We start from the raw sequence: 22007 nt of genomic DNA on the forward strand, positions 1-22007 counted from the left end.
TGAAACAAAAAATTGCCATTGAAAAAGCAGTTGATGTGATAATCAACTGCTTTGTTTTTTTATTTCGGTTAATAGCTTCATGTTCATGATATGAGAATAAACATGAAGTAATCTGCTTTAAATTAATATGCTACATGAAATGTTAAATTTAGGAAGCTTTATGTAAATTGATCAACCTGTTAACACATCTTCCTGCGGATAACGGATTTTCGACTTTTCTTGACGTGCAAGAGAAAAAGCAAACGTTAAAGGACCTAACTTGCCTGCAAACATGACAATAATAATGACCAGCTTACCGATGATCGAGAGAGTTCCAGTGATTCCCATGGATAAACCTACTGTCCCAAACGCAGAAACGACTTCAAACACAATCGGTAGGAAAGCTGCTTCTTCTGTAATGGTTAATACAAAGATGGCCAAGAAAATTAAAGTTAAAGAGATCATAGTAATAGCTAATGAGCGGAATATGATGGTTTCAGCGACCGTTCTTCTAGCCACTACAATTTCTTTTTTACCTTTGAGGTACGTTACCACAGCTAACACGATGACAATGAATGTCGTTAGTTTGATTCCTCCACCCGTCGATGCACTGCCCGCACCTACAAACATTAGTAGTATCATAAAATGGATCGTTGGATCACTCAAACTTCCAATATCCAGACTGTTAAATCCAGCTGTTCTAGTTGTCACTGCTTGAAAATACGATGCCCACCATTTTTCAACCAAGGATAAGGAGCCAAGTGTATTCGGATTTCCATATTCTAAAATGAAAATGAAAAGCATGGCAACAATATTTATAGAAAAGGTACCGACAATCATTATTTTTGAATGTAAACTAAGTTTTCGAAAGGTATCTTTACTTTTTAAATCGGCTAAAACCGTAAATCCAAGACCTCCAATGATAAACAATAATGTGATGACAATATTTATTATTGGGTCACCTACGTATCTACTAAGTCCATCCGACCATAACGCAAAGCCAGCATTATTGAACGCAGATATAGAATGAAAAAAGCTATAATAAATCCCCTTCGACCACCCCAGCTCTGGAACCCAGCGTAAGGACAACAACACCATGGCAATGAATTCAATAACTAATGAAAAGAAAAACAAGTTCCTGACTAATTGAACGACTCCACCAAGTGAAGTTTGATTCATGGATTGTTGAACAAGGATTCGCTCCCTAAATCCAATCTTTTTTCCAAGAACCATAAAGATTAAAACCGCAAATGACATAATTCCCAATCCGCCTAATTGAATCAATGAGACAATTACAATCTCGCCAAACAAGGTGTATGCTGTTTCTGTATCAACCACTGCTAGGCCAGTAACAGTCATGGCTGAAGTTGCCGTAAATAGTGCATCCCACCAACTGATCGATGTCGTGGTTGCCCATGGAAGTTTAAGAAAAATCGTTCCTATAATAATAAAGATAGTAAAAACTAAAATTAATAATTGAGAAGGATTCATGTTTATCATCTTGGTTTTCATTCTTATACACCTTTTTCTTCAAAGCGATTCAAGTCTGCATTATGACCAATCACAATCAACACATCACCCTTTTGGAGAATTTCTTCAGCAAGTGGTGCCACAATCACATTGTCATCGCGCTGCACAGCTATTTGTTTCATCTGTAACTTCCTTCCCTTTCTTCATTAAAAAAGACCATTCTAAAGAATAGAATGGCCTGTATGTATAAAAATACATCCACCCTCAATAACACCTACGAGGTTAGCTGACGGATTAGGAGTTGAGAGTCTCCTTCTACAAATTGTAGATTCACCCCAAAAGATTGGTTCCCCCGCTCAATAAAGATTCGGCTTTTTTATTTAGTTTTATCTTAGACAAATATATTACTTGCACAATATACTGTCAATAAAGAATCCATTACTTTTTTAGATTAGCCTTCATCAAAGAAGCAATCTGTTTCTCATCTGTATTTGAACAACGATCTAGTTGTTCAATAACTAGCTCTTGTCGCTGTGTAGAATGGTTTTGACTTAACTTCGCTTTTCCTTCGATTTTATTGATTTTTATTTTGAAACCTTGAATTCCTTTGTTCATTCCAGTGAGAAACTCACCATCTACGTTCTGTAATTTGTATGAACTGTCAGGAGCCTCATATTTTAATACCATTTCATGTAAAGAATTCATTAACTCATGTTCATCCTCTAAAAGCTCGACTTCTCCATACACATGAACAGTCACGTAATTCCATGTTGGAACCGCCTTATTTGTCTCATACCAAGATGGGGAGATATAACAATGAGGACCATGGAAAATAGCTAGTACGGTTTGATTTTGGATATTAGTCCACTGAGGATTGGGACGAGCAAAGTGTCCGTATAAGTAGGTATTCTCCTTGTTCAACATTAATGGTAAATGAGTGGCGAATGGCATTCCGTTATTTTGAGAAATAAGCGTCGCAAAACTATGCTCTTTCATTATATCGTAGGCTATGGTTTCATCTGTGATCTTAAAATAGTTTGGAATATACATGTAATTCCCCTTTCCTAAAAAGTTAGATGAGTGTTTTCGTCATGATCAAGTCCCTTTGTTCCTCATCACCCATATAAAAAGAATGCTCTCCTGTTTGGACAAAACCCATTTTCTGATAAAAAGCAATCGCATTTTCATTTTTTTCCCATACACCTAACCAGATTTTCTTCATATCACGCGCCTTTGCTATTTCTATCGCTTTATTTAGCATATATTTACCAAGACCGTGTTTTTGACATTCTCTTTTTATATAAATTCTCTCAATTTCAAGTGCTTCATCACCCATTTCTTCCGTCTGAGCATCCTTGGTATTTACCTTTAAATATCCAGCAAGTTCATGATTTAAATAAACAAAAAAGAATTGCGAAGAAATATTAGCTAATTCTTTTTCTAGCTGGTTTAAGTGGAATGCCCTCTCCATATAGGCCTTCATATTTTCGGGTGAATTCTGCTGCTTAAATGTCTCATTAAAAGTTACATAACTAATTTCTTGAAGTTGGCGTGAATCCTCAAGGGTACATGGTTGGATATTTATCATTAAATCTGTCGCTCCTTTATATCATCAATAATTTCTCTTGTTTCCCTTTTTTACAAATTCCCAGTCTTTTTCTACATTTTTTCTAACTCTTTGAAGATGATGGAACAAGGTTTCTACTTCTTTTTCGGAAAAGCCCTCTAACGCTACCTTATTGGAATAATCATTTTCTCTTTTGATATAAGGATAGACCTGTTTCCCTTTCTCTGTTGAAAAGAGTTTTTTAATTTTTTTGTTCTGTTGATCTTCTTTTTTTTCAATAAACCCATTCATTTCGAGTTTTTTTATCGCTCGAGCGGCTGTTGTTCGATCGACTTTTATCATTTCCGCTACCTTTTCTTGAATAATCCCAGGGTTTTCGCATATTCTCACCAAGTACAAATACTGTCCTTTTGTCAGGTCATACTCTTTAAACTCTATATTGCTTATTGAATCTAATGCTCTTGCAATCATTCCCATTTCACGAAGAATTTCCTTCATAATTCCCTCCTCAGCACGTATTTTTGTTGCAAATACAATAAAAATAGTATATGTTAAATTTAACCTAATTTTGTTGCGTTTGCAACAAAAAAATAATGATAAAGAGGTCGAGAAAAGTGAAATATGCTTTATATGTAGTAGGAATTTTCATATTAACCCTTGGTATTTCTTTCACTATACAATCAGACCTGGGCACTTCACCTTTTGATGCAGTTTTAGTGGGACTTTCCAAGACTGTGGGATTTACTGTGGGTAGTTGGGAAATCATCCTAGCTTTCCTAATCATTTGTTGTAATTCCATTTTAAAAAGACAAAGACCAGAAGCTTTGGGGTTGTTAACGGCATTGATAACAGGTATTGGTATTGATCTGTGGCTTTTTTTATTGCGCGATTGGGTTTCACCTGAACATTGGTACAGCCAATTGATATGTTTTGGAATGGGTTTAGTTGCTATAGGATTAGGAACGGCAACCTATTTACACACCCATTTTGCACCGATTCCAGTGGACCGATTAACCTTAATCATCCAAGAATTAACTAGAACAAATATATTTGTTTCGAGAACATTCATTTATCTCGTATTCTTGATCATGGCCATCCTTTTAAAAGGACCCATTGGCATTGGAACTCTTTTAACCGTTTGTTTTGGGGGTCTTATCCTTAATTCCTTTATGCCAATCACTGAAAAAGTAGTAAACCGCCTATTAGCAAGATCTAGTTCATTACCAAATTATGATCAGGATAATCACCATTCAACATAGCATGTAACAAATTTCTTAGGAAGGTGTTCTGCCATCCGCTCACTTCCCCCGTTTCATTGATATAATACTCATTATCAGTAATTCTAAATGGGGGAAATCATGAAGAAAATAAAAGTAGCTTTATTACACTTGCTGCCAATTGCAGGTGATATCGAAAATAATCAAAGGCTCATTGAAACAGCCGTTAAACAAGTGGCGGATCAACAGGTAGATTGGATTATTACCCCTGAATTAGCCGTTAGCGAATTGCAATTTTCTCAAAAGATTGGAACTCAGTGGATCAAGCCACAACCGGATGAATGGATGACAAACTTTATAACCTATGTTCAATCTTTGAATACTACTGTATTTCTTGGGTGTCCTGAACGGTCAGAAACTGGAGAGCTTTATAATTCCGTGTTTGTTATAAACCCTGATGGTCAATTAATAGGTAAACAAAGGAAGATTGCAAGTATCGATGATTGGTCTACATCTGGCACTTCCATTGAACCTATTGACATGGGTCATGTGAAAATTGGTGTATTAATCTGTGCGGATGCTTATACCCCAAACATTGCGGATACCTTTTTACATAAAGGAGCTGAGATCTTAATTGCACCATCCTCCTGGGGCCCAGGGCTACACGGCCCAAACGGTGAGTGGGAACAAAGATCAAAGGATACTGGATTGTGTGTATTTGTTTGTAATCGTACAGGAGAAGATGAGTCGGTTACCTTTTGGGAAGCTGAAAGTCTAGTTATTAAGAATGGGAAACGTCTCCTTACGCACCAATCCAAACAATCGGCTATTTTAACTTTTGAATGGGACTTAGAAAAAATGGATTTAGTCTCCCCTGACTTTACCATTACCATCATTTAATTGATCATTTACAAAAGGAAAGGATGGAACATATTGGTTCCATCCTTTTTATTCTATATAGTTGATTGTTCAAATTAGAACTTTGAGTGATAGTTTTCAATTTCCCAAGCGTGAACGGAGATGCGGTAGCTATCCCACTCTGCTTTTTTCATTGCTACATATTCACCATATACGTGCTCGCCTAATGCTTTAGCACCAAAGTTACTAGCTTCTAATTCAACTACAGCTTCTTTTAAGCTTCCAGGAAGATTCTCAATTCCTAAATGAGCTCTTCTCTCATCTGTCATATGGAAGATGTCTTCGTTAATTGGAGCTGGAGCTTCTAGTTCTTTTTCAATTCCATCTAAACCTGCAGCTGCAATGACAGCAAACGTTAAGTATGGGTTTGCAGATGGATCTGGACAACGTAATTCTACGCGAGTCGCAAGACCTTTCTTTGCTGGAATACGGATAAGAGCCGAACGGTTAGATGCTGACCATGCAAGGTAGCATGGCGCTTCATAGCCAGGTACTAAACGCTTATAAGAGTTTACTAGCGGATTTGTTACAGCCGCGAAGCTCTTTACGTTTTCAAGTACACCTGCAATGAAATGGTATGCTTTCTTCGATAATTGTAACTCATCCGATGGATCAAAGAAGGCATTTTCGCTTCCTTCAAAGAACGACATATTCACGTGCATACCAGAACCATTGATTCCGAATGCAGGCTTCGGCATGAATGTTGCATGTAATCCAAATTTCTGAGCAATGGTTTTAACTACCCATTTATACGTAGTAGACAAATCTGCTGCTGTTAAAGCATCTGCATACTTGAAATTGATTTCATGTTGACCTTCAGCTACCTCATGGTGAGACGCTTCAATTGTAAAGCCCATTGCCTTTAATGTACGGTAAATTTCTAAACGAACGCGCTCTCCAAGATCATGTGGTGATGGCTCGAAATAGCCAGCTTTATCACTTAGTTCTTGAGTTGCGTAGCCATTTTCGTCTGTTTTGAATAAGAAGAATTCTAGCTCAGGTCCAACTGAAATCGTATATCCACTTTCAGCCGCACGCTCAACAGTTTTCTTTAAAACATTTCTTGTATCTCCATCAAATGGTGTTCCATCCGGGTTTTTTACAGAACATAAAAATCTAGCTTCTGAATATCCTTCTTCTACTGACCAAGGTAAAACAGCAAATGTTGTTAAATCCGGTTGTAAGTAAAGGTCTGACTTATTAATAGGGGAGAACCCTTTAACAGAAGATCCGTCAAACATCATTTTTCCTTCTACTACATCCTCTAATTGCTCCACTGTTACTGTTACATGCTTTAAGATTCCTTCAATATCAACGAATTGTAAGTGTAATAGTTCTACACTTTTTTCTTTTATTGTTTCTTTAATTTGTTCTAGAGTTGAAGTTTCTAATTCTACTAAAGTATTTGTCATGTTAGATAATCCCCCGTCACTGTGTTATATTATATGACATTCATTTAAATGAATTATAATAGATGTTTCACATTTCGACAACTTCTTTTTTAAATTTTTTGATAACTATTTTTCTATTTACTATTCTCTTTAAAAATCTATGAGCATAAAAAAATACCATGTAAGCATTTACATGGTACCTGTGTAGCCATATGTGGAATCCTTACCCTACCTAGAGCTCCGATTTCAATTTTTTCACGTATTCTGGAATTTTATTTTCTCGACTGCAATTGTTACAATAATACTGCTTCACCTTTTCATCACACAGATACGTTTTTAAAGCAAACTCTGGAATTCTTTGAGGCACTCCACAATGCTGGCAGAAGAATAAATATTCACTCTTATTCATGGACCTCACTCCCGTTCAATCTTTTTTGGTTTGTTTTCAACGAAATTAGGTATTATTAAGTGTATGAGGCCAAAGCTTGTAAAACTACATCTTTTTTCATGGTCTTTCGTTTAAAATTCCTTCTTTCTTTTATTATATTCTTGAAATCGTTTTCTTGCATGATTCATATTTCATGGACAAGGCTACTTTTACAAGTTTTTAATGGTAAAAAGCTACTGGGAGGTAAACATGAAGAAACAAATCAAAGTCGTCGCTGCGGTGATTGAAAATGAATACAAAGAAATTTTATGCGCCCTCCGCTCTCCATCCATGGTGATGCCAAATATGTGGGAGTTTCCTGGTGGAAAGGTCGAAAAGGACGAGGATTTGCATACAGCGGTTAAACGCGAGATTCACGAAGAACTGGGCTGCCTCATCGAACCCGATGAATTACATAACGAGCATAGGCATGAGTATGAGACCTTTATCATTCAATTGATCACAATTAAATGTCGTTTGGTGGATGGCATCCCACTGCCAAGTGAACACTCGAAGCTCCTTTGGCTGAAACGAGAACATCTGTCTTCCCTTGTTTGGGCCCCTGCCGATATTCCCGCCGTCGAGTTGTTAAGGAAGGAATGGATGTAGAAATGAATTTGGTTGGGAAAGAGGTACACTCTTCCCCAGCTAATGGAAGATGATTCCCCACGATTGTGAAATTCATGGGCACTAAATCTAAACTTAATGACCTCCTTCTACTAAAATATGGATCTCAAGGGCACAAAATCTTTATTTAGCGACTTCATTCCACTAATTTCTGGAATTCACGGGCGCCAAATCTAAACTTAGTGACCTCATTCCACTAAAATATGGATCTCGAAGGCACTAAATCTTTATTTAGTTACTCTAACATGCTAATAACTGGAATCACCAGTCACTAAACCTAACTCAAACTCAGCACCCCATCCCACTAATTTGGAGTAACCACGGTCAAAAAATCACACTCCCCACAAAAAACGGACTTCCATTGATTTGGAGGTCCGCTACATGTATATTCAGTTATTCTTTACTAATCTAATCTTTTTTTGAAAATAAACTATCAAGAGCAGAGGAATTGAATCCTTTCACGATCAACCATACAGCTAAAATCATTTCATTCGCTGCTACCGGCAGTGCCAACAACCCACCCCAAACTGACACTTGCTCAATAACACCAAACATCACTAACAAGGCACAAACAAACACAAGAGCTGCTCCGGTCATACCTAAAATTGGAATAAACCTAGGTACGAGCTTGGTTTTATAAAATATATAACTGTACTCATCGTATTGATACCTAGCATGAAATTGGGCCCTAGCATAAATGTCCATTCATGGATGGCTTTTAATACGGTACCTGACGTTTGAAAAGCTGCTGCATCCGGAGCTCCAGCTGCAATAAATTCTCGGCTTAAGGTCAAAAGGGACAGCACGCTGATCACACCAACCGTAATGACAATCGCTTCAAGAAACCGAAAACAAACATGCCATAATGCGATGGTTTCGTTATATCTTCTTAAAATCGGAAACATTGTCGTTGCTGTACCAACCGCTGAAACGACAAGAATTAATTCCATTAGTGCTCCCCATATGATTTGGTTCGCGTGTTTGGAACCATTGCTCAAGTAATCGGAACCATTAAGGATAGGATCGTATAATAACACACCCGCTACTGCCGAAACGGCTGCAAGAATAAACAGTACTCCCACTAGTTTGGCTGCTCTTTTGTTTATCATCATTTATTTATCCCCTTCTGTTCATAAATTGACAAACGTTAAAACAAAAACAATCATCAAAAATTCTTACTGTGTTGGGTCATCTCCATAAAAGAATACTTCCTCCAACGGTAAGTGAAAGGCGTGAGCAATACGAAAAGCGAGTTCAAGAGATGGGGAGTAGTTTCCCTTTTCGAGAGCCACGATGGTTTGTCTGGTTACACCCACCTTGTCAGCTAATTGCTGCTGGGTCATTTCATCATGATTGAATCGTAATTTTCGAATGTGATTGCCGACAAGATTTTTTCCCATTTTAGACCCCTTTCCGATAATGATAAAGTTTCGTAGCTGATCCAGTCACATCCGAAACAAAGCCCGAAAGAATCAAGACTATAAACATTACGTGTAACGGCTGGTAAATGATCAGTGATCCCATAGCAAGAAGAAAGCCGATGACAAACACAAAAAATGAGTTTCGGAACGCTTTCAGGTCGATTAATTTATCCAGTTCATCCGCAAATTTTGGTTCCTTTTCTCTGGTTGTCATTCTATAAATGATGTTAAAGATGATGCTGATTACGATGTGTGCAACGATGGAAACGACCGTCAAGATGAGGACGAAACTACCCCAAAAACGAAAGGCTTCGGGAGACTCTAGCCCTCCTTCGGGATATTGAGGATACATATACAAACCATAAAACCCAAAAATGAGAATAGCACTGATCAATGACACGATACTTTTCTTTTCTTGATACGTCATAATAAACCTCACTTGTCAATTTACTTTTACTTAATGTTAAACCTGTTATACATAATGTATAGTGAACTTTACATAAAGTCAAGAAAATTTTACCAAAAAAGACCGGACACAGTTGTAACAGTGTGCCGGCCTTTATTGTGATGAATCTAGCAATTTACTCCTCAGAAAAATAAGAACAACAATAATCAACAACCGAATGAACTTTTAAAGAAAAGCTTTCGTTGGCAGGTACATAAAACACACCACTATTTTCGATTGTTTTCCATTCTTGCCCCTGTAATTTATATTCAAGGACTCCCGCTTGAATATCCATCTCTTCTTTTTGAGATGTTGAAAATTCATATTCTCCTGGAAGCATAATTCCTAACGTTTTTCGAGTTCCATCCTGAAAAACTACGGTTCTACTTGTTACCTTTCCCTCAAAGTAAATATTTGCTTTCGTAGAGATTGTTACATTCGTAAATTCTGCCATTGGATCCATCCTCTCCCTTTTCTGTCCTCATTTAATCATAAAATCTTTAATTGGGGAACAAAAAGTTGAGAGTCAACTAGGAATAAAAACTATAAATATCTGAACAGAGTATAGGATGAATACTATAAGTCTATTACACTAATCTCCATTTCTTACCTACGCATTTAAAAATGGTAACAGATTATAATAAAAATGTACGATTGACGGTTACTAGTTGCCCTACCTTTTTATTATTTGAAACATATGCTGTTGATTGAAGGTTCGTAGTTTCTACTATGAACCCAAAATAATAGAAAGGAATGATATTATGGGTAAAAACGGTAAAAACAAGAATCTAGTACGAGCATCCGCATTCAGAGCTGTTAACGTTACAACTCCTCAACCAGTCCCAGCAAATAGTCCAATAAAAGTTATATTTCCAACACAGCAATTTGATTTAGCTGGTGAATATAACCCAAATACTTCAACATTTATTCCAGAAAATGATGGCGTATATTTAATTTTAGCCTCAGTTGGATTCGCACCAGCTAACCCTAATTTGGATTATCGTGCAAGAATTGAAATTCGTGTAAATGGTAATCCTGCGGTAGCCATTGACAATGATTTCTTTGGTGGAGGAACACCATTTGTAAACAGTGTACAAGTATCTACCATCTTAAATTTGAAAGAAAATGATGTGGTCGAAGTGTTTGCTCAAAGCAACATTGCGGGAACAATTGACACAGGAGAAGACGGTTCACGTTTCGAAGCTGCTAGATTTCCTTCCCCATTACGCAAGGATGACGATAAGGAAGATGATGATTAATTCTACACTTAAATAGTAGAACATTTAGATAAAAATGGCGCCATTTATTTAACCCTGCCCTCGCTAACATTGGTTATGTAGCGAAGACAGGGTATTTTTTATCCCCCATATTATTACTTTCGTTCTCCCTCAACAATCTTTGCAAATTCCTCAAGAGTTGTGGAATACGTAATATACACTCTTGGTAAAAAGTAAAGTTCATCTTTCATGCCTTTTTCAGAAAATAGTTCAGGAGTTGTAGTTAGTCCAAATCTATAGTATTTCTTCGTTTCTTCTACCACCTTTTTATCCGTATTGCCATATGGGTACGCAAGAGCAATCACTGGTTTTCCTGTTATCTGTTGAATTTTTTCCTTAGACTTTTTTAGTTCAACATCAAAATTATTTATTTTCGTCAGATCAGGATGTGTAGCGGTATGAGACTGGATCGAGATCATACCCGAATCAACCATCATTTTGAGATCCGCTTGTGATAATCGATTGGAACGGCCAATAAAGTCAGAAAGAACAAACATCGTACCTTTCGGTTGGAACCTTTCATTTTTCAGTTTTTGAAAAATGGCAAATGCATTCAAATTGTTTTTGTATCCATCATCAAACGTAATGAAAATTGGTTTTTGTACTTTATATCGATCTTCCCATTGTTCAAACGTTAATAAAGTAAAACCATGATCTCGTAAATAGATCATTTGTTTTTCGAAATTTTCAGGGGTTACATATAAATCTTTAGAACCCACACCCTTAAATTCATCGATCGAATGATAAATTAATATAGGGACTTTCTGCTGAGCGAAAACATGTGATGGAAGCAGTACAAAAAGAAAACATAGGAAAACCATGGCACACTTTTTCATCAATTCCCTCGCCTTTATATACCTTTTTCACTTATTATTTGTTCTTTATCTCTCTTCATTCGGTTGAAGTGGCTGATTTGCTAAAATCGTTTCTACTTCTTCATACCCCTCTAAAAAGGCAAAGTTATACCTTGCTGGAAGCGCAAAAACATACTCATTATTTTGTCCTAACCAACAGGAGCTGCACCTATATGAAATTCCCCTTTTTCAAGCGAGGACCATTGAGTAAGAGTAAAAATCAGGATCGGAATATCTTGTCTTGGCTTTTCCTCTGACCACTGAGGGTGCCTAATGGAAAGAATGGGACCATGTTCCATTGTATTATTTTGTTCTGAAATCCCTTCCCAAGAATCCGATACAATCTGGTAATCACCCCAACTTTTTGGAAGGGTAAAAGTAAAACCAAATTCTGTATTTTCATAAAGAATTTCTGTTCCTTTATTCTGATCAATAACCTCTTTTTCGTGGTCCACTACATTTTCATCTGTTGTCGTTTGTTCATTTGGATCAGAACCAGATGGCCGCTCCTCATTTATTGGAAGGGTAAGAATGGCGAATAACACGAGGGCTGTAACACTAACTAAACCTAATGAAATCTTTTTCATAATAGTCACTCTCTTTTTCTTTTTCTCATAAGAACTTGCAAACTGTAATACATTTTCATGGATGCGATTTTGGGTAAACTGTTTATCATAATCCGGTTCGGGTAAGGATCGGATATTTCTCTCTAAATCATGAAATCTCTCATTATCTTTCATATAGAAAATCCTCCTTTGCTTTTTGTAGTGCCTTTAGTGCACGATGATAGGTGATTCGAACCTTATTTTCATTCCAATGTAATATGGATGCTGTTTCAGATACAGATAGTTCTTTAATTCCTCTTAGGATGATCACATCTCGATAATTTGCTTTTAATGATTGGATCGCCTGGTACAGTAACCGGTTATTTTCATTTTCTTGGAGAATGAACTCCGGTGTTTCCTTTTCGGTTTGCTCTTCCCAGAACCAAAGTTTTGTATCATCCTTACGCGCTTCCTTTTTCTCATTTCATCCATCCCTACATGGCGTGCAATCGAAAAAAGCCAGGTTTTAGGACTCGATTTTTGCTGAAACGTATCATAGCCTTTAATGGCTCGGATAAAAACTTCCTGCACCAGATCCTCAACATCACTCGACCCAATGTAATAAACCAAAAAATGATAAATATCTTTGTTGTACAAGTAAAACCATTCCGAAATTTTGTTGCTAATCATGAGCTGGTCAACTCCCTAATCCCTCCGATTTTTTATACTTATCAATTAGTCGATTCACAGCCTCATTTATTTCACACTTTTTACAAATATCTATTCTTTATAACGTTTTTTAACTCTCTGTTCGAGTAAAAATCAAAGCTTTTTTAATAGTAAAAAGGCATCCCAATTTTAAAGGAATGCCAATTTTCATATAAGTTCAATTACACCCAACTAACGATGACTTCTAACCATTTTCTGTTCTGTAGTTCCATGTACAAAAGCTAGTGAAAAAGCCTACAAAGATCACCGTCAAAATCGACAAGAGAAAGGTATCTTTTGAAATGAGCCATCCTCCTATGGAAATCACAACCGTATCGATGACAAATATGATCATTCCAACATTGATGTTAAATAATTTTGATAAAAATTGCGCGATGAGGTCTGTTCCTCCTGTACTTGTTTCATACCAAAGCATGATCCCAATACCCACTCCAATAAAAATTCCTCCCAATATCGAACTTACTATCGGGTGAAGAATCATATCAGATGGTAAAAGTTGAGAAGAGGCCAGTAAATCAATGACAAAGGAAGAAATGAGCATCCCATGCAAACTATTATAAAAATAATTTTTGTTATATAACCAAGCTAGCACAAAAATCGGGACACTCAAACATATAATCACTAAACCTGCTTGTAGCCCCGTTAAATACTTTATTATTAAACCAATCCCAATGATTCCACCATCAAGTACTTCAAAAGGAACTAAAAAAAAATTGATACCAAAAGACAATAACATACTACCGAGTAAGACAATTGCGGTTTTCTTAAGGAAATACACCATGTGGATTCATCTCCGAACTAGTTATGGCCTGTCCTTAATATATGCTTGTTATGGCGGTTTCTTTCATAAAAAAAAAAGCCACTAAGGCTTAAATAAAGAGTTCCGATTTGAGGTACTATTTTTAAAATACGTGCCGAAATGACAGTCGTATGGGCATCGTTATTAGTATATAAAAAGTAAAGATGTTTTATCCTTTATCGAGTAACCAGCTAAAGAAATAAGCGGATATTTTTCACTAGCATTGCATATGTATCCACAGGCAAAAAAATATATTTAAATAGCCCCTTTCTAATTGATAGGGGGCTATTTTTATGGACGAAAGCAAAAAAATCTCCTAAAGTAGAAGCTGAACCCACGTTATCCGTGACTGCGACTAAAGGAGACTTTCATGGATAACATCATATCAAATCAAACTGTATTTAGTAAATGCCTTTCTTTCTTACCATTTGAAAAATTTAAGGGTTCGTCCTTAGACAACGGAGTAAAAAAACTGACCACCGCTAATTTAATGAGGATTTGTGTCGCTATGCAACTAGGAAATTGGAAATCCTACGAGGAAACAGAAGAACGTATTCGTGCCATGGATGGTACAGAAGAACTGTTTGGCCTCACTAGTATAAGTGCATCTCAACTAAGTCGTCGAGTCAATGCCTTACCTTCGGTCCTGCCACGGCAGTTATTTCTTGATGCTGTTACCCAGTTGAATAAATTGACGAGTAACAGAAAAGGGATCCCTTCTTTGGGCCGTCTGCATCTCGTAGATTCCTCTTCTCTGCTTCTTGGACCTACACTAGGAAAATGGACGTATTTTACAAAGCATAGTAATTGCGTGAAGCTACATACTCGGATTGTGATAACCGATCCCGGCACAGCTTATCCCGACATGGTCATTCCTTCTACAGGTAATGTGGATGATCGTGAAGTCATGCTTAATCTCGTGGTAGACCCTCATGCGACCCATGTGATGGACCGTGGCTATGTGGATTACAAAAAAATGGACCATTGGGTGGAAAACCGGATTCCATTCGCCATGCGTATCCAAGCTGGGCATAAGGCGAACATGATAAAATCCTATGAAGTTCCCGATGGCAGTAGGGTTAAGCTAGACGCCTTAGTCGTCATGGGGAGTAGTTTTAGATCCATGGAACAGCCCCTTCGTCTTGTGGAATTCATGGATGAAGAAGGGAAAGAGTACCGTGTAGTAACCAATCGTTGGGATTTGAAAGCTGAAGAAGTAACTGAATTGTACCGGCACCGTTGGATGATTGAACTGTTTTTTAAGTGGATGAAACAACATCTACGCCTAGTTAAACTACAAAGTACCCAACCTCAAGGAATCTGGAATCAGATTTTCTTTGCTATGGCGGCGTACTGTGTCACTTTATATGTTAGGTTAGTTGAGGATAATAAGAAAACAACCTGGAAAGTACTCACCCTTCTTCGCGTCCATGCCGAAAGGACATGGGAAAGTTTTCTCAATGAGTTACACCGGTTACCACAAAGAACATCTAAAGGAAGACAAAAGAGCCATCACCCGCCAAATGAAATTGAACTTCATGATGCAGGTGTGGCAATTGTAAAACAGGTGGGGGTAAGTACTAGTTCAATGGCAAAATATAAAAAACAAAGAAAATAACATCCATTTTTTGGATAACTGGGTTCAAATATAACCCCCTTAACTTTTTGGCTCAAAGTCGAAAAATACATCTGTAAAAATTATACATAAAATCCATAAAAAGTAAATACGTTGTATCCTTGTGGATATTTTTGCAATGGTAATGGATATTTTTCCGTTAAATGCAGAATGGAGCTTGTTATGGGGGTAAATAAGAGGAGTTTTTCCGGTTACGCAATGAAAAATCACTTCTTTTCGATTTTTTTGAGCCAATAGGCGGAATCTCTTGTCTATTTTATTGTTTTTTAATAAAAATTATTAATTAAGTGGAATTTCTCCGACTATTTCTCCACTCGGGTGCTTTAAAAAACTACGACCCATCATAAACCAAAAATAAATCTGTTAAGTTTATTCCGAACTTTTCTTATTTGTCAGTATATAACCACATACAAGTACAACTGCAATGACTGCAGAAATTACCGAATATCTTAAAATAGAAAAGAAATACTCTGGGTAAGGGGTAACCGTAAATGTAGTCATCCCGTCCACATCTATCGTGTTTTGTTCCCTTTTCATAAAAATAATTAATAAAAAGAAAGAACCTATAAATGAATATATCCCCGTTTTCACTAAAATTTTCTCCATGAGATAATCCCTCCAGAAAATTTTGCAATCTCACCATTAAATTTTTCCATAATTATCCTTAAAGTACTTAATAGGAATAAAACAAATCGATTTCATTCCCCATCATCACCGATCTTTCCAACATAATCGATTAAAAAGTGCAAAATTATGAGGGGGACAATCGAGTCTAATCCGATATATAAAATGGCGAAAAACAAACCAATCAATGAAGTTTTAATGACATTCAAAATTCCTTGGTATGTGTGGGCCAAACCAAATATCAAGGAGGAAAAGATCAACACGGGCCAAATGGAAAGACCCGGAAATAGCTGAAAAAGGGCAAAAATTAGAAAGCCTCGGTAAATGATTTCTTCCGTGATTCCCGCTGTCCAAGACACATACGTCCATACACGTTTGTCTTCTTTCGAATGTGGCAAAATATCTTTGAACGCGATTTTCTCATGCTCTCTTTTCTTTAGCTCGGCAATGTCGGCTCTCATTTTAATACTAACCTTTGAACCTACTAAATAATATATGAGACTAACCAGATAAATCCCCGCTAATCCGAAAGAACAATACGTGACCCAAGGTCCTAAAGTTGATGTATTAATGGTGATTCCTTTAAAGCCGATGTCTTGGAAGTTCAAAGGACCAAATGCTGTTATTGTTAGGATCAGAACGGTCGGAATCCATAGTCCGAGCATAACCTTCTTATAATACTTCACTCTCTCCAATGGATATTGTGCGACTCTCCGTTTAAATTTCTGATAATCAAAATAACCATAGACGGGTTCGTACGCCATGAGAAATAGAAGGACCATCCAATAGAAAATACTCAATGATTTCCTCTCCCTTGATTCACTAGTTTGTAAAAGGCACGTTCATCATCGACGGTAAAAAAGATACGTTGAATGCTCTTGTTTTTCTCATGGATAGGCTCTGCTAAAACGATTTCAAAAGTGGGTTCGTCAAAGCCTAATAACGAGAGGTCGAGCACCTCTTTCTTTTTTCGGTCATTCTCAAAGTTCATTTTCCCACTCTTGATTTCTAAGATATTTGAAAGTCGAATTTGAACAGTTGGGCGAAGACCTACTTTTATGATGAGTTCGTCATGTTGAATGAGGATTGGATTCTTAGTGACAGCGTGTAAATCAAGGATGAGGAAAAGAATAGTCGATACCGATAAAAATAGATGAATCCAGTGAAGAACGGGGCTCCATTTATATAATAAAAATGAGACTCCGACCGTTTCTACGACGCAAACACATATCATCGCTATGATAAAGCCGGTATAACCTGACTCTTTATGATAGGAAAAATGTCGATTAGCGAATGCCGTCTCCATTACCCTCCCCCTCCTCTCACTACGATTTGGTGAAGCTTTTTCAAAATTTCGTGATACTTGATAATATCCTCTTCTGGAAGCTGCAGAAAGTATTTTTCTAACACCCTTTCATCAATCGCAGTCATTTCGTTAAAAAAGGCCTCTCCCTTTTCATCAAGTAACACGAACACCACTCTGCGATTTTCCTTGTTCACCTCTCGTTTCACGTACTGCTTATTCTCCAACTTTTGAATGAACTGGCTGGCTGCACTTGGGGTTCCATTGATGATTTCTGCTACTTCATTCATCGTCAATTGTTGTTTTTTCTCTATTATGCTTAGAACGAGAGATTGTTTCTGGGATAACTCATTTTCGTCTAGTAGCTTTTTGTATTCGTTGATAAAAACAAATTTGATGTCTTCAGAAAAACGATTGGCTTCAATGAGAATTTGCTTTAGGTCCATGGAAGTTCTCCTTTCTTAAGAAGAATAAATAATTTATTTACATTAATTATTAAGTACACTTAAATATTACACCATATTTTACCTTGAATCTATATAAAATATGGAAATGTTTTCAACAAAAAAAACTGAGGACCTTTTATGGTCTCCAGCTTGCAGTTGATATTAGTCGAGATCCTCCTTTAAAGGCTTTAACTGTTCTGTTTCAAATAAATATTTTAAAAGACTGTTGCAGTCATCTGTCTGATATACCAACTCTTCCGTATTAAATACAAAAATTGATGGGTCTTCAATGGAAGAAAGTGACCGCTTCATGGTGATCTGGTCAATTAAAGCGAAATCATCTTTTTGTGGGTTTTTAAAGGGGGTGCTGAACGCTTCATCTCCTATGACCAAAAGCGAAAATTTGTCCTCCTTTTTGGATAACCAGTCTTTATTCAGAAGAACTTTATCGGGTTCTTCAAGCACCTCGACCTTTTCCACGACTTGCTGATAAGGAAGCTCCTTACTCACATTCCCCACTTCTAGTTGAATGTTTTGGCCCACTCGGATAAATGTATCCGTTAGTGAAAAAGGATGGTCATCCACATAAATGAACCCTAATTCCCGATCCACTTTCGTTACGATCCCTTCGATCGTCTCTCTACTTACAAACGTGTGGTCTTTAATATATTGCAATAATTCTTCTTCAGAATCTGTTCGAAAAACTTCTTTTTCTTCATAAAACAGGAGATACAATGGGCCACTTTCTATTTGTAGCTCTCGATAATAATTCTTGGCCATTTCTATATGAACATATCCCTTATACTCCATCAAAAAATTCGGAGAAGCTTCGGAAATTTGTTGATGAATCGTTGTATTCAACTCTGAGTCACCATTGTATACACCGAGCAAGGAATAAAACCCCTTGTTAACGGGTAAATATTCTTTTTCTGGAGCTACAGGCTCAACGTTTAAAGGAACAATATACTCCGCTCGCTTACCATTTTTCCAGAAAGCTTTTAAAGAAAGAGTCAGGACGCTTGGATAATTCCCTAAAAAGCTAACACTTTCATCATTAAACATACTAGGAATCGGATATGTACCATTGCCGGTGGGGTCGTACGCCCCTTTTGCTATATACAAAGGTTCCTTTCCTTCTGGGAAATCAATATGAAGTTGATCTCGGTACGCCACTCGTTTAAAATTGACGTCTTTAAGGTCAGCCAATTCCTTTATTACCTCACCGTCATTCCAGGTATAGGACCCATGAAATACTTGTGTTTTCTGTTCACCTAAAGAAACGACGGGCACGGGTGGTTTCTCTTCTTTATACACCTTTTGCTTGTCAAAATAATACATCACTACAGTTACAATGCTTAATCCGACTAGCCATAGTAAAACCTTTTAATATTTTAGCTTTCTCTTCTCCTGCTCTTCCAACCTTTGTCCTCCTTAATTGAATTCTTCTTTAAGGATGCCGTATTGAGCCAAATCATAGTACTCGCCAAAGCGGGATGCATGCTGTCTCAAGGTTCCTTCGTATTTGAGACCGATTTTCTCCATGATTCTCCACGATCCTGGGTTGGTGGTAAAACTTTGCGCATAAATTCGATTGAGTTGGAGTACTTCAAATCCATATCGGAGAAGCGCCTTCGCGGCTTCGGTTCCGTAGCCTTGTCCCCAATAAGGCTTTCCGACCCAATACGCAAGCTCCCCGCGGTTAAAGGTAGAATGGATGCTGATGGCCATCAGTCCGATTAGCTCGTAGGTTTCTTTTTTTTGTGAGCGCGTATGTGACCAATTTCCCCTTGCACTCAGATTCTATTACACTATGTATAAATGCCAAGGCTGATCCCTTTGGATAGGGATGCGGAATATTCAGTGTCGTTTTCGCCACCTCGAAGTCTCCTGCTAATTCTTCAATGCGTTCGGCATCGGTTGCTTCTAGCTTTCTCAGGATTAATCTTTCGGTTGAAAGCGTCATAAGGACCACTCCTTTTGTAAAATTATGCTCCTAATACCCAGTGAAAGAGCTTTGTATAAGCAAAAGGCAGACTTATAGCAACGATGGATCCAACAGCCACGGAGGTACCACTGTACAAGAGGAGCAGTCGAAAACTAATTTCCTTTCGTTTATAACCGATATGTAACACTTTAATCATGAATGATACGGTCATCAGGATAATGAGGGCTGAAAAAATACTAGCAACGATAACAGGCATAAGGGACCGGACCTCCTTTAATGTAAATTTTACCACTTTCGTCCTTTGAAGAACATAATTAATGAGATTTTTATCAACAAAATGACCTAGTAATGGAATTATAGATACTAAAGGTAACTTAGTTCATTCATTTTACTATATTTTGGAATCCACACGTCCTAAATGCTAACTTAGTGATCTCATTCCACTAATTTCTGGAATCCATGGGCACCATATCTAATCTTAGTGACCACAGTCTACTAAATTTTGGAATACACAGGCACCATATCTAATTTTAGTGACCTCATTCTACTAAATTCTGGAATCGCTAGGCACTAAACTCAAACTCATCAGCTCCATCCCAGTAACAACAGTCACAAAATCACACCCCACAAAAAAAGCAACGTGTTTTCACACGCCGCTCTCTTTAAAAAATTGAGGCAGATGCTCCTTATGCGCCTCCAACATGTCATCCAAGATCTCTTTCCCAACCGTATCCGACGGAGTCAGCGGGTTGATGCACATCGCAAGTAACGCGGTCGCATAGTCACCGGTCACCGCTGCCTCTGCTGCTACTCGTTCAAACGATTTGATTTGCTGAACCAATCCCCGAACAGCCACCGGAAGATCTCCCATCGTAAGGGGCCTTGGACCGTCCTTTGTAATGATACAGCTCACCTCCACGGCCGAGTCGTACGGAATACTGGCGATCGCACCGGCGTTCATCGTGTTAACTGGCTGGATGTCGCCTTTATCATTATAGATAGACGTTATGAGCCGAACGGCAGCATCAGAATAATATGCTCCTCCACGTTTTTCGAGCTGTGGTGGTTTGATGTTTAAGTTTTCATCTTTGTATAACTCAAACAAGTCCTTTTCGAGACGTTGAACGACCTCTGCTCGCGTCCCTTCCTTTTCGGCACTTTCAAGTGTTTTGTCGACCATTGTTTTCGTTTTGTAATAATACATATGATACGGACATGGCAGGGCATTTAGTGCTTTTAAAAACTGTGGCTCCCATCCGTAACCTGGGATGTTTTTCACAAAGCTTGTGTTGTTCGCGTCCGTTAACAGGCTGAATACCTTCTCCTTCACACTCTCACCGTCCACAAACACATCCAAACCATACACCATATGATTGAGCCCTGCAAAATCTATGCGGATGCGAGAGTGTTCCACACCCAACAGCTTCGCAATCCCCATTTCCATGCCAATCGGAACATTACAGAGCCCGACGACTTTTTTAATAGAAGAATAACGAAGAACAGCTTCTGTCACCATGCCAGCTGGATTGGTAAAATTGATCAACCACGCGTTCGGACATAGCTCTTCCATGTCTCGACAAATGTCTAGAATCACAGGAATCGTCCGTAACCCTTTAAACAAGCCTCCCGGACCATTCGTTTCCTGCCCGAGCACGCCGTATTTCAATGGAATTCGCTCATCCTTCGCGCGAGCTTCTAGCAAGCCCACCCGAAACTGAGTCGTCACAAAGTCCGCATCCTTTAACGCTTCCCTACGATCTAATGTTAAATGGACATCAATCCGTAGCCCCGCTTTTTTCACCATTCGTTTCGCCAGGTTTCCGACGATTTCAAGCTTCTCTTTCCCTGCCTCAATATCGACTAACCAAAGCTCACTCACCGGGAACTCGTCGTATCGTTTAATAAATCCCTCCACTAATTCCGGAGTATAACTAGATCCTCCGCCAATCGTGGCTACCTTCAATTTTTTTGTCATGCTTCTTCCTCCTGTGAACACCCTAGTGTTTCATACAAATCCACAAATTCAGACGCGAGATCCTTAACGACGATCGCATTCATTAAATGATCCTGCGCGTGGACCATTAATAGTGAGACGGTAGATGGACCTTCTCGTATCTCTAATTGAATGAGATTTGTTTGTATTTTATGAGCTTCATGTAACTCATTGGCCGCTTCCTGAAGCTTGGCCCGTGCTCTTTCAAAGTCGCCTGCCTTTGCTGCAATGATCGCCTCCATCGAAGAGCTCCGACCGTTTCCCCCGTGTAAAATGATTTGAAACACAATTTGCTCTTGTTCCATGTTTCTCCCCCTCTTACTTGATCCGTATTGTCAAAACTTTTATATTAAATAGGCTATAAAATACCTTGATAGAGGGCTTTTTGAGCAAA

The 22007-nt window shown here is 38.0% G+C and carries 30 protein-coding genes, 1 pseudogene and 1 riboswitch; of the genes and pseudogenes, 5 read left to right on the forward strand and 26 right to left on the reverse strand.

Annotated features, from left to right (window positions below):
• Nucleotides 1-171 precede the first annotated feature (171 nt).
• The 5 genes from MKX65_RS12290 to MKX65_RS12310 form a co-directional block, all read right to left on the reverse strand.
• Nucleotides 172-1491 (reverse strand): TrkH family potassium uptake protein, encoded by a 1320-nt coding sequence (locus MKX65_RS12290; protein WP_160549409.1) that lies wholly within the window; start codon nt 1489-1491, stop codon nt 172-174.
• A 2-nt stretch (nt 1492-1493) separates the two neighbouring features.
• The gene (locus tag MKX65_RS12295; RefSeq protein ID WP_160549410.1) at nt 1494-1631 is read right to left on the reverse strand and encodes a TrkA C-terminal domain-containing protein; all 138 of its coding nucleotides are present in this window, start codon (nt 1629-1631) and stop codon (nt 1494-1496) included.
• Between the two features lie 74 nt (nt 1632-1705).
• Nucleotides 1706-1832: riboswitch (cyclic di-AMP (ydaO/yuaA leader) on the reverse strand.
• A 55-nt stretch (nt 1833-1887) separates the two neighbouring features.
• Complete coding sequence (locus MKX65_RS12300) at nt 1888-2499, reverse strand: FMN-binding negative transcriptional regulator (RefSeq protein WP_160549412.1); 612 nt, start codon at nt 2497-2499, stop codon at nt 1888-1890.
• Between the two features lie 22 nt (nt 2500-2521).
• Nucleotides 2522-3037, reverse strand: coding sequence for a GNAT family N-acetyltransferase (locus MKX65_RS12305; RefSeq protein WP_160549413.1), 516 nt, complete (start codon nt 3035-3037; stop codon nt 2522-2524).
• 24 nt (nt 3038-3061) lie between these two features.
• Nucleotides 3062-3514 (reverse strand): MarR family transcriptional regulator, encoded by a 453-nt coding sequence (locus MKX65_RS12310; protein ID WP_160549414.1) that lies wholly within the window; start codon nt 3512-3514, stop codon nt 3062-3064.
• A gap of 116 nt (nt 3515-3630) precedes the next feature.
• On the opposite strand from MKX65_RS12310, the gene MKX65_RS12315 reads away from it, so the two are divergent.
• Both MKX65_RS12315 and MKX65_RS12320 read left to right on the forward strand, forming a co-directional pair.
• A complete protein-coding gene (locus MKX65_RS12315) occupies nt 3631-4275 on the forward strand; it encodes a YczE/YyaS/YitT family protein (protein ID WP_340903811.1) in 645 nt (214 codons plus the stop codon).
• A gap of 99 nt (nt 4276-4374) precedes the next feature.
• Nucleotides 4375-5133, forward strand: coding sequence for a carbon-nitrogen hydrolase family protein (locus MKX65_RS12320; protein WP_340903812.1), 759 nt, complete (start codon nt 4375-4377; stop codon nt 5131-5133).
• A 74-nt stretch (nt 5134-5207) separates the two neighbouring features.
• Here the strand turns inward: MKX65_RS12320 and glnA are convergent, their stop codons facing one another.
• Entirely contained in the window at nt 5208-6563 is a 1356-nt protein-coding gene (gene glnA, locus MKX65_RS12325) for a type I glutamate--ammonia ligase (protein WP_340903813.1), read from the reverse strand.
• Between the two features lie 211 nt (nt 6564-6774).
• Nucleotides 6775-6951, reverse strand: coding sequence for a hypothetical protein (locus MKX65_RS12330; RefSeq protein WP_160549420.1), 177 nt, complete (start codon nt 6949-6951; stop codon nt 6775-6777).
• 228 nt (nt 6952-7179) lie between these two features.
• Here MKX65_RS12330 and MKX65_RS12335 point away from each other — a divergent pair, with 228 nt between their 5' ends.
• Nucleotides 7180-7578 (forward strand): NUDIX domain-containing protein, encoded by a 399-nt coding sequence (locus MKX65_RS12335; RefSeq protein WP_160549422.1) that lies wholly within the window; start codon nt 7180-7182, stop codon nt 7576-7578.
• A 426-nt stretch (nt 7579-8004) separates the two neighbouring features.
• Here the strand turns inward: MKX65_RS12335 and MKX65_RS12345 are convergent.
• From MKX65_RS12345 to ppnP, 4 genes and pseudogenes are all read right to left on the reverse strand, one after another.
• Nucleotides 8005-8708 (reverse strand): annotated as a pseudogene (locus MKX65_RS12345) (DUF4386 domain-containing protein).
• A 63-nt stretch (nt 8709-8771) separates the two neighbouring features.
• The gene (locus MKX65_RS12350; protein WP_160549424.1) at nt 8772-8996 is read right to left on the reverse strand and encodes a helix-turn-helix transcriptional regulator; all 225 of its coding nucleotides are present in this window, start codon (nt 8994-8996) and stop codon (nt 8772-8774) included.
• A 1-nt stretch (nt 8997) separates the two neighbouring features.
• Nucleotides 8998-9444 (reverse strand): hypothetical protein, encoded by a 447-nt coding sequence (locus tag MKX65_RS12355; RefSeq protein WP_160549425.1) that lies wholly within the window; start codon nt 9442-9444, stop codon nt 8998-9000.
• Between the two features lie 154 nt (nt 9445-9598).
• The gene (gene ppnP / locus MKX65_RS12360; protein WP_160549427.1) at nt 9599-9916 is read right to left on the reverse strand and encodes a pyrimidine/purine nucleoside phosphorylase; all 318 of its coding nucleotides are present in this window, start codon (nt 9914-9916) and stop codon (nt 9599-9601) included.
• Nucleotides 9917-10223: 307 nt separating this feature from the next.
• Between ppnP and MKX65_RS12365 the strand changes: the two genes are divergently transcribed.
• Nucleotides 10224-10721, forward strand: a complete 498-nt coding sequence (locus MKX65_RS12365; RefSeq protein WP_160549428.1) for an ABC transporter permease — start codon at nt 10224-10226, stop codon at nt 10719-10721.
• A gap of 113 nt (nt 10722-10834) precedes the next feature.
• On the opposite strand, the gene MKX65_RS12370 is transcribed toward MKX65_RS12365, so the two are convergent.
• The 5 genes from MKX65_RS12370 to MKX65_RS12390 form a co-directional block, all read right to left on the reverse strand.
• A complete protein-coding gene (locus MKX65_RS12370; protein WP_160549430.1) occupies nt 10835-11575 on the reverse strand; it encodes a polysaccharide deacetylase family protein in 741 nt (246 codons plus the stop codon).
• A gap of 167 nt (nt 11576-11742) precedes the next feature.
• Entirely contained in the window at nt 11743-12333 is a 591-nt protein-coding gene (locus MKX65_RS12375) for a hypothetical protein (RefSeq protein ID WP_340903820.1), read from the reverse strand.
• A complete protein-coding gene (locus MKX65_RS12380) occupies nt 12323-12541 on the reverse strand; it encodes a sigma factor-like helix-turn-helix DNA-binding protein (RefSeq protein ID WP_340906242.1) in 219 nt (72 codons plus the stop codon). The genes MKX65_RS12375 and MKX65_RS12380 overlap by 11 nt, the downstream gene beginning before the upstream one ends.
• Nucleotides 12487-12828, reverse strand: a complete 342-nt coding sequence (locus tag MKX65_RS12385; RefSeq protein WP_340903821.1) for an RNA polymerase sigma factor — start codon at nt 12826-12828, stop codon at nt 12487-12489. The genes MKX65_RS12380 and MKX65_RS12385 overlap by 55 nt, the downstream gene beginning before the upstream one ends.
• Nucleotides 12829-13051: 223 nt before the next feature.
• Nucleotides 13052-13645 carry a YitT family protein gene (locus tag MKX65_RS12390; protein ID WP_445677949.1) on the reverse strand — a complete coding sequence of 198 codons (594 nt, stop codon included), beginning with the start codon at nt 13643-13645 and terminating at the stop codon, nt 13052-13054.
• Nucleotides 13646-14036: 391 nt separating this feature from the next.
• Here MKX65_RS12390 and MKX65_RS12395 point away from each other — a divergent pair, with 391 nt between their 5' ends.
• Entirely contained in the window at nt 14037-15284 is a 1248-nt protein-coding gene (locus MKX65_RS12395) for an IS4 family transposase (RefSeq protein WP_340903822.1), read from the forward strand.
• Between the two features lie 387 nt (nt 15285-15671).
• Here the strand turns inward: MKX65_RS12395 and MKX65_RS12400 are convergent, their stop codons facing one another.
• From MKX65_RS12400 to MKX65_RS12445, 10 genes are all read right to left on the reverse strand, one after another.
• Nucleotides 15672-15908 carry a hypothetical protein gene (locus MKX65_RS12400; protein ID WP_160549834.1) on the reverse strand — a complete coding sequence of 79 codons (237 nt, stop codon included), beginning with the start codon at nt 15906-15908 and terminating at the stop codon, nt 15672-15674.
• Between the two features lie 92 nt (nt 15909-16000).
• The gene (locus MKX65_RS12405; protein WP_160549833.1) at nt 16001-16726 is read right to left on the reverse strand and encodes a CPBP family glutamic-type intramembrane protease; all 726 of its coding nucleotides are present in this window, start codon (nt 16724-16726) and stop codon (nt 16001-16003) included.
• A complete protein-coding gene (locus tag MKX65_RS12410; protein WP_160549832.1) occupies nt 16723-17232 on the reverse strand; it encodes a hypothetical protein in 510 nt (169 codons plus the stop codon). The genes MKX65_RS12405 and MKX65_RS12410 overlap by 4 nt, the downstream gene beginning before the upstream one ends.
• Nucleotides 17232-17675 carry a MarR family transcriptional regulator gene (locus tag MKX65_RS12415; RefSeq protein ID WP_160549831.1) on the reverse strand — a complete coding sequence of 148 codons (444 nt, stop codon included), beginning with the start codon at nt 17673-17675 and terminating at the stop codon, nt 17232-17234. The genes MKX65_RS12410 and MKX65_RS12415 overlap by 1 nt, the downstream gene beginning before the upstream one ends.
• 162 nt (nt 17676-17837) lie before the next feature.
• Nucleotides 17838-19013 (reverse strand): hypothetical protein, encoded by a 1176-nt coding sequence (locus MKX65_RS12420; protein ID WP_160549830.1) that lies wholly within the window; start codon nt 19011-19013, stop codon nt 17838-17840.
• A 93-nt stretch (nt 19014-19106) separates the two neighbouring features.
• Nucleotides 19107-19403, reverse strand: coding sequence for a GNAT family N-acetyltransferase (locus MKX65_RS12425; protein ID WP_340903826.1), 297 nt, complete (start codon nt 19401-19403; stop codon nt 19107-19109).
• Nucleotides 19375-19638, reverse strand: coding sequence for a GNAT family N-acetyltransferase (locus tag MKX65_RS12430; protein ID WP_340903827.1), 264 nt, complete (start codon nt 19636-19638; stop codon nt 19375-19377). The genes MKX65_RS12425 and MKX65_RS12430 overlap by 29 nt, the downstream gene beginning before the upstream one ends.
• A 22-nt stretch (nt 19639-19660) precedes the next feature.
• Nucleotides 19661-19876: a hypothetical protein gene (locus MKX65_RS12435; protein ID WP_160549829.1), complete on the reverse strand. Its 216-nt coding sequence runs from the start codon at nt 19874-19876 to the stop codon at nt 19661-19663.
• Between the two features lie 390 nt (nt 19877-20266).
• The gene (locus MKX65_RS12440; RefSeq protein ID WP_160549835.1) at nt 20267-21595 is read right to left on the reverse strand and encodes a family 4 glycosyl hydrolase; all 1329 of its coding nucleotides are present in this window, start codon (nt 21593-21595) and stop codon (nt 20267-20269) included.
• Nucleotides 21592-21918: a PTS lactose/cellobiose transporter subunit IIA gene (locus MKX65_RS12445; RefSeq protein ID WP_160549828.1), complete on the reverse strand. Its 327-nt coding sequence runs from the start codon at nt 21916-21918 to the stop codon at nt 21592-21594. The genes MKX65_RS12440 and MKX65_RS12445 overlap by 4 nt, the downstream gene beginning before the upstream one ends.
• Nucleotides 21919-22007: the final 89 nt, after the last annotated feature.

Source organism: Robertmurraya sp. FSL R5-0851 (genome assembly GCF_038002965.1).
GTDB lineage: Bacteria > Bacillota > Bacilli > Bacillales > Cytobacillaceae > Robertmurraya_A > Robertmurraya_A beringensis.

Excerpts from the sequence above, each read along its gene's own strand:
- MKX65_RS12290 (WP_160549409.1), bottom strand. The coding sequence starts at position 1,491 with ATGAAAACCAAGATGATAAACATGAATCCTTCTCAATTATTAATTTTA.
- MKX65_RS12295 (WP_160549410.1), bottom strand. The coding sequence starts at position 1,631 with ATGAAACAAATAGCTGTGCAGCGCGATGACAATGTGATTGTGGCACCA.
- MKX65_RS12300 (WP_160549412.1), bottom strand. The coding sequence starts at position 2,499 with ATGTATATTCCAAACTATTTTAAGATCACAGATGAAACCATAGCCTAC.
- MKX65_RS12305 (WP_160549413.1), bottom strand. The coding sequence starts at position 3,037 with ATGATAAATATCCAACCATGTACCCTTGAGGATTCACGCCAACTTCAA.
- MKX65_RS12310 (WP_160549414.1), bottom strand. The coding sequence starts at position 3,514 with ATGAAGGAAATTCTTCGTGAAATGGGAATGATTGCAAGAGCATTAGAT.
- MKX65_RS12320 (WP_340903812.1), top strand. The coding sequence starts at position 4,375 with ATGAAGAAAATAAAAGTAGCTTTATTACACTTGCTGCCAATTGCAGGT.
- glnA (WP_340903813.1), bottom strand. The coding sequence starts at position 6,563 with ATGACAAATACTTTAGTAGAATTAGAAACTTCAACTCTAGAACAAATT.
- MKX65_RS12330 (WP_160549420.1), bottom strand. The coding sequence starts at position 6,951 with ATGAATAAGAGTGAATATTTATTCTTCTGCCAGCATTGTGGAGTGCCT.
- MKX65_RS12335 (WP_160549422.1), top strand. The coding sequence starts at position 7,180 with ATGAAGAAACAAATCAAAGTCGTCGCTGCGGTGATTGAAAATGAATAC.
- MKX65_RS12350 (WP_160549424.1), bottom strand. The coding sequence starts at position 8,996 with ATGGGAAAAAATCTTGTCGGCAATCACATTCGAAAATTACGATTCAAT.
- MKX65_RS12355 (WP_160549425.1), bottom strand. The coding sequence starts at position 9,444 with ATGACGTATCAAGAAAAGAAAAGTATCGTGTCATTGATCAGTGCTATT.
- ppnP (WP_160549427.1), bottom strand. The coding sequence starts at position 9,916 with ATGGCAGAATTTACGAATGTAACAATCTCTACGAAAGCAAATATTTAC.
- MKX65_RS12365 (WP_160549428.1), top strand. The coding sequence starts at position 10,224 with ATGGGTAAAAACGGTAAAAACAAGAATCTAGTACGAGCATCCGCATTC.
- MKX65_RS12370 (WP_160549430.1), bottom strand. The coding sequence starts at position 11,575 with ATGAAAAAGTGTGCCATGGTTTTCCTATGTTTTCTTTTTGTACTGCTT.
- MKX65_RS12375 (WP_340903820.1), bottom strand. The coding sequence starts at position 12,333 with ATGAAAGATAATGAGAGATTTCATGATTTAGAGAGAAATATCCGATCC.
- MKX65_RS12385 (WP_340903821.1), bottom strand. The coding sequence starts at position 12,828 with ATGATTAGCAACAAAATTTCGGAATGGTTTTACTTGTACAACAAAGAT.
- MKX65_RS12395 (WP_340903822.1), top strand. The coding sequence starts at position 14,037 with ATGGATAACATCATATCAAATCAAACTGTATTTAGTAAATGCCTTTCT.
- MKX65_RS12400 (WP_160549834.1), bottom strand. The coding sequence starts at position 15,908 with ATGGAGAAAATTTTAGTGAAAACGGGGATATATTCATTTATAGGTTCT.
- MKX65_RS12410 (WP_160549832.1), bottom strand. The coding sequence starts at position 17,232 with ATGGAGACGGCATTCGCTAATCGACATTTTTCCTATCATAAAGAGTCA.
- MKX65_RS12415 (WP_160549831.1), bottom strand. The coding sequence starts at position 17,675 with ATGGACCTAAAGCAAATTCTCATTGAAGCCAATCGTTTTTCTGAAGAC.
- MKX65_RS12420 (WP_160549830.1), bottom strand. The coding sequence starts at position 19,013 with ATGTATTATTTTGACAAGCAAAAGGTGTATAAAGAAGAGAAACCACCC.
- MKX65_RS12425 (WP_340903826.1), bottom strand. The coding sequence starts at position 19,403 with ATGGCCATCAGCATCCATTCTACCTTTAACCGCGGGGAGCTTGCGTAT.
- MKX65_RS12430 (WP_340903827.1), bottom strand. The coding sequence starts at position 19,638 with ATGACGCTTTCAACCGAAAGATTAATCCTGAGAAAGCTAGAAGCAACC.
- MKX65_RS12435 (WP_160549829.1), bottom strand. The coding sequence starts at position 19,876 with ATGCCTGTTATCGTTGCTAGTATTTTTTCAGCCCTCATTATCCTGATG.
- MKX65_RS12440 (WP_160549835.1), bottom strand. The coding sequence starts at position 21,595 with ATGACAAAAAAATTGAAGGTAGCCACGATTGGCGGAGGATCTAGTTAT.
- MKX65_RS12445 (WP_160549828.1), bottom strand. The coding sequence starts at position 21,918 with ATGGAACAAGAGCAAATTGTGTTTCAAATCATTTTACACGGGGGAAAC.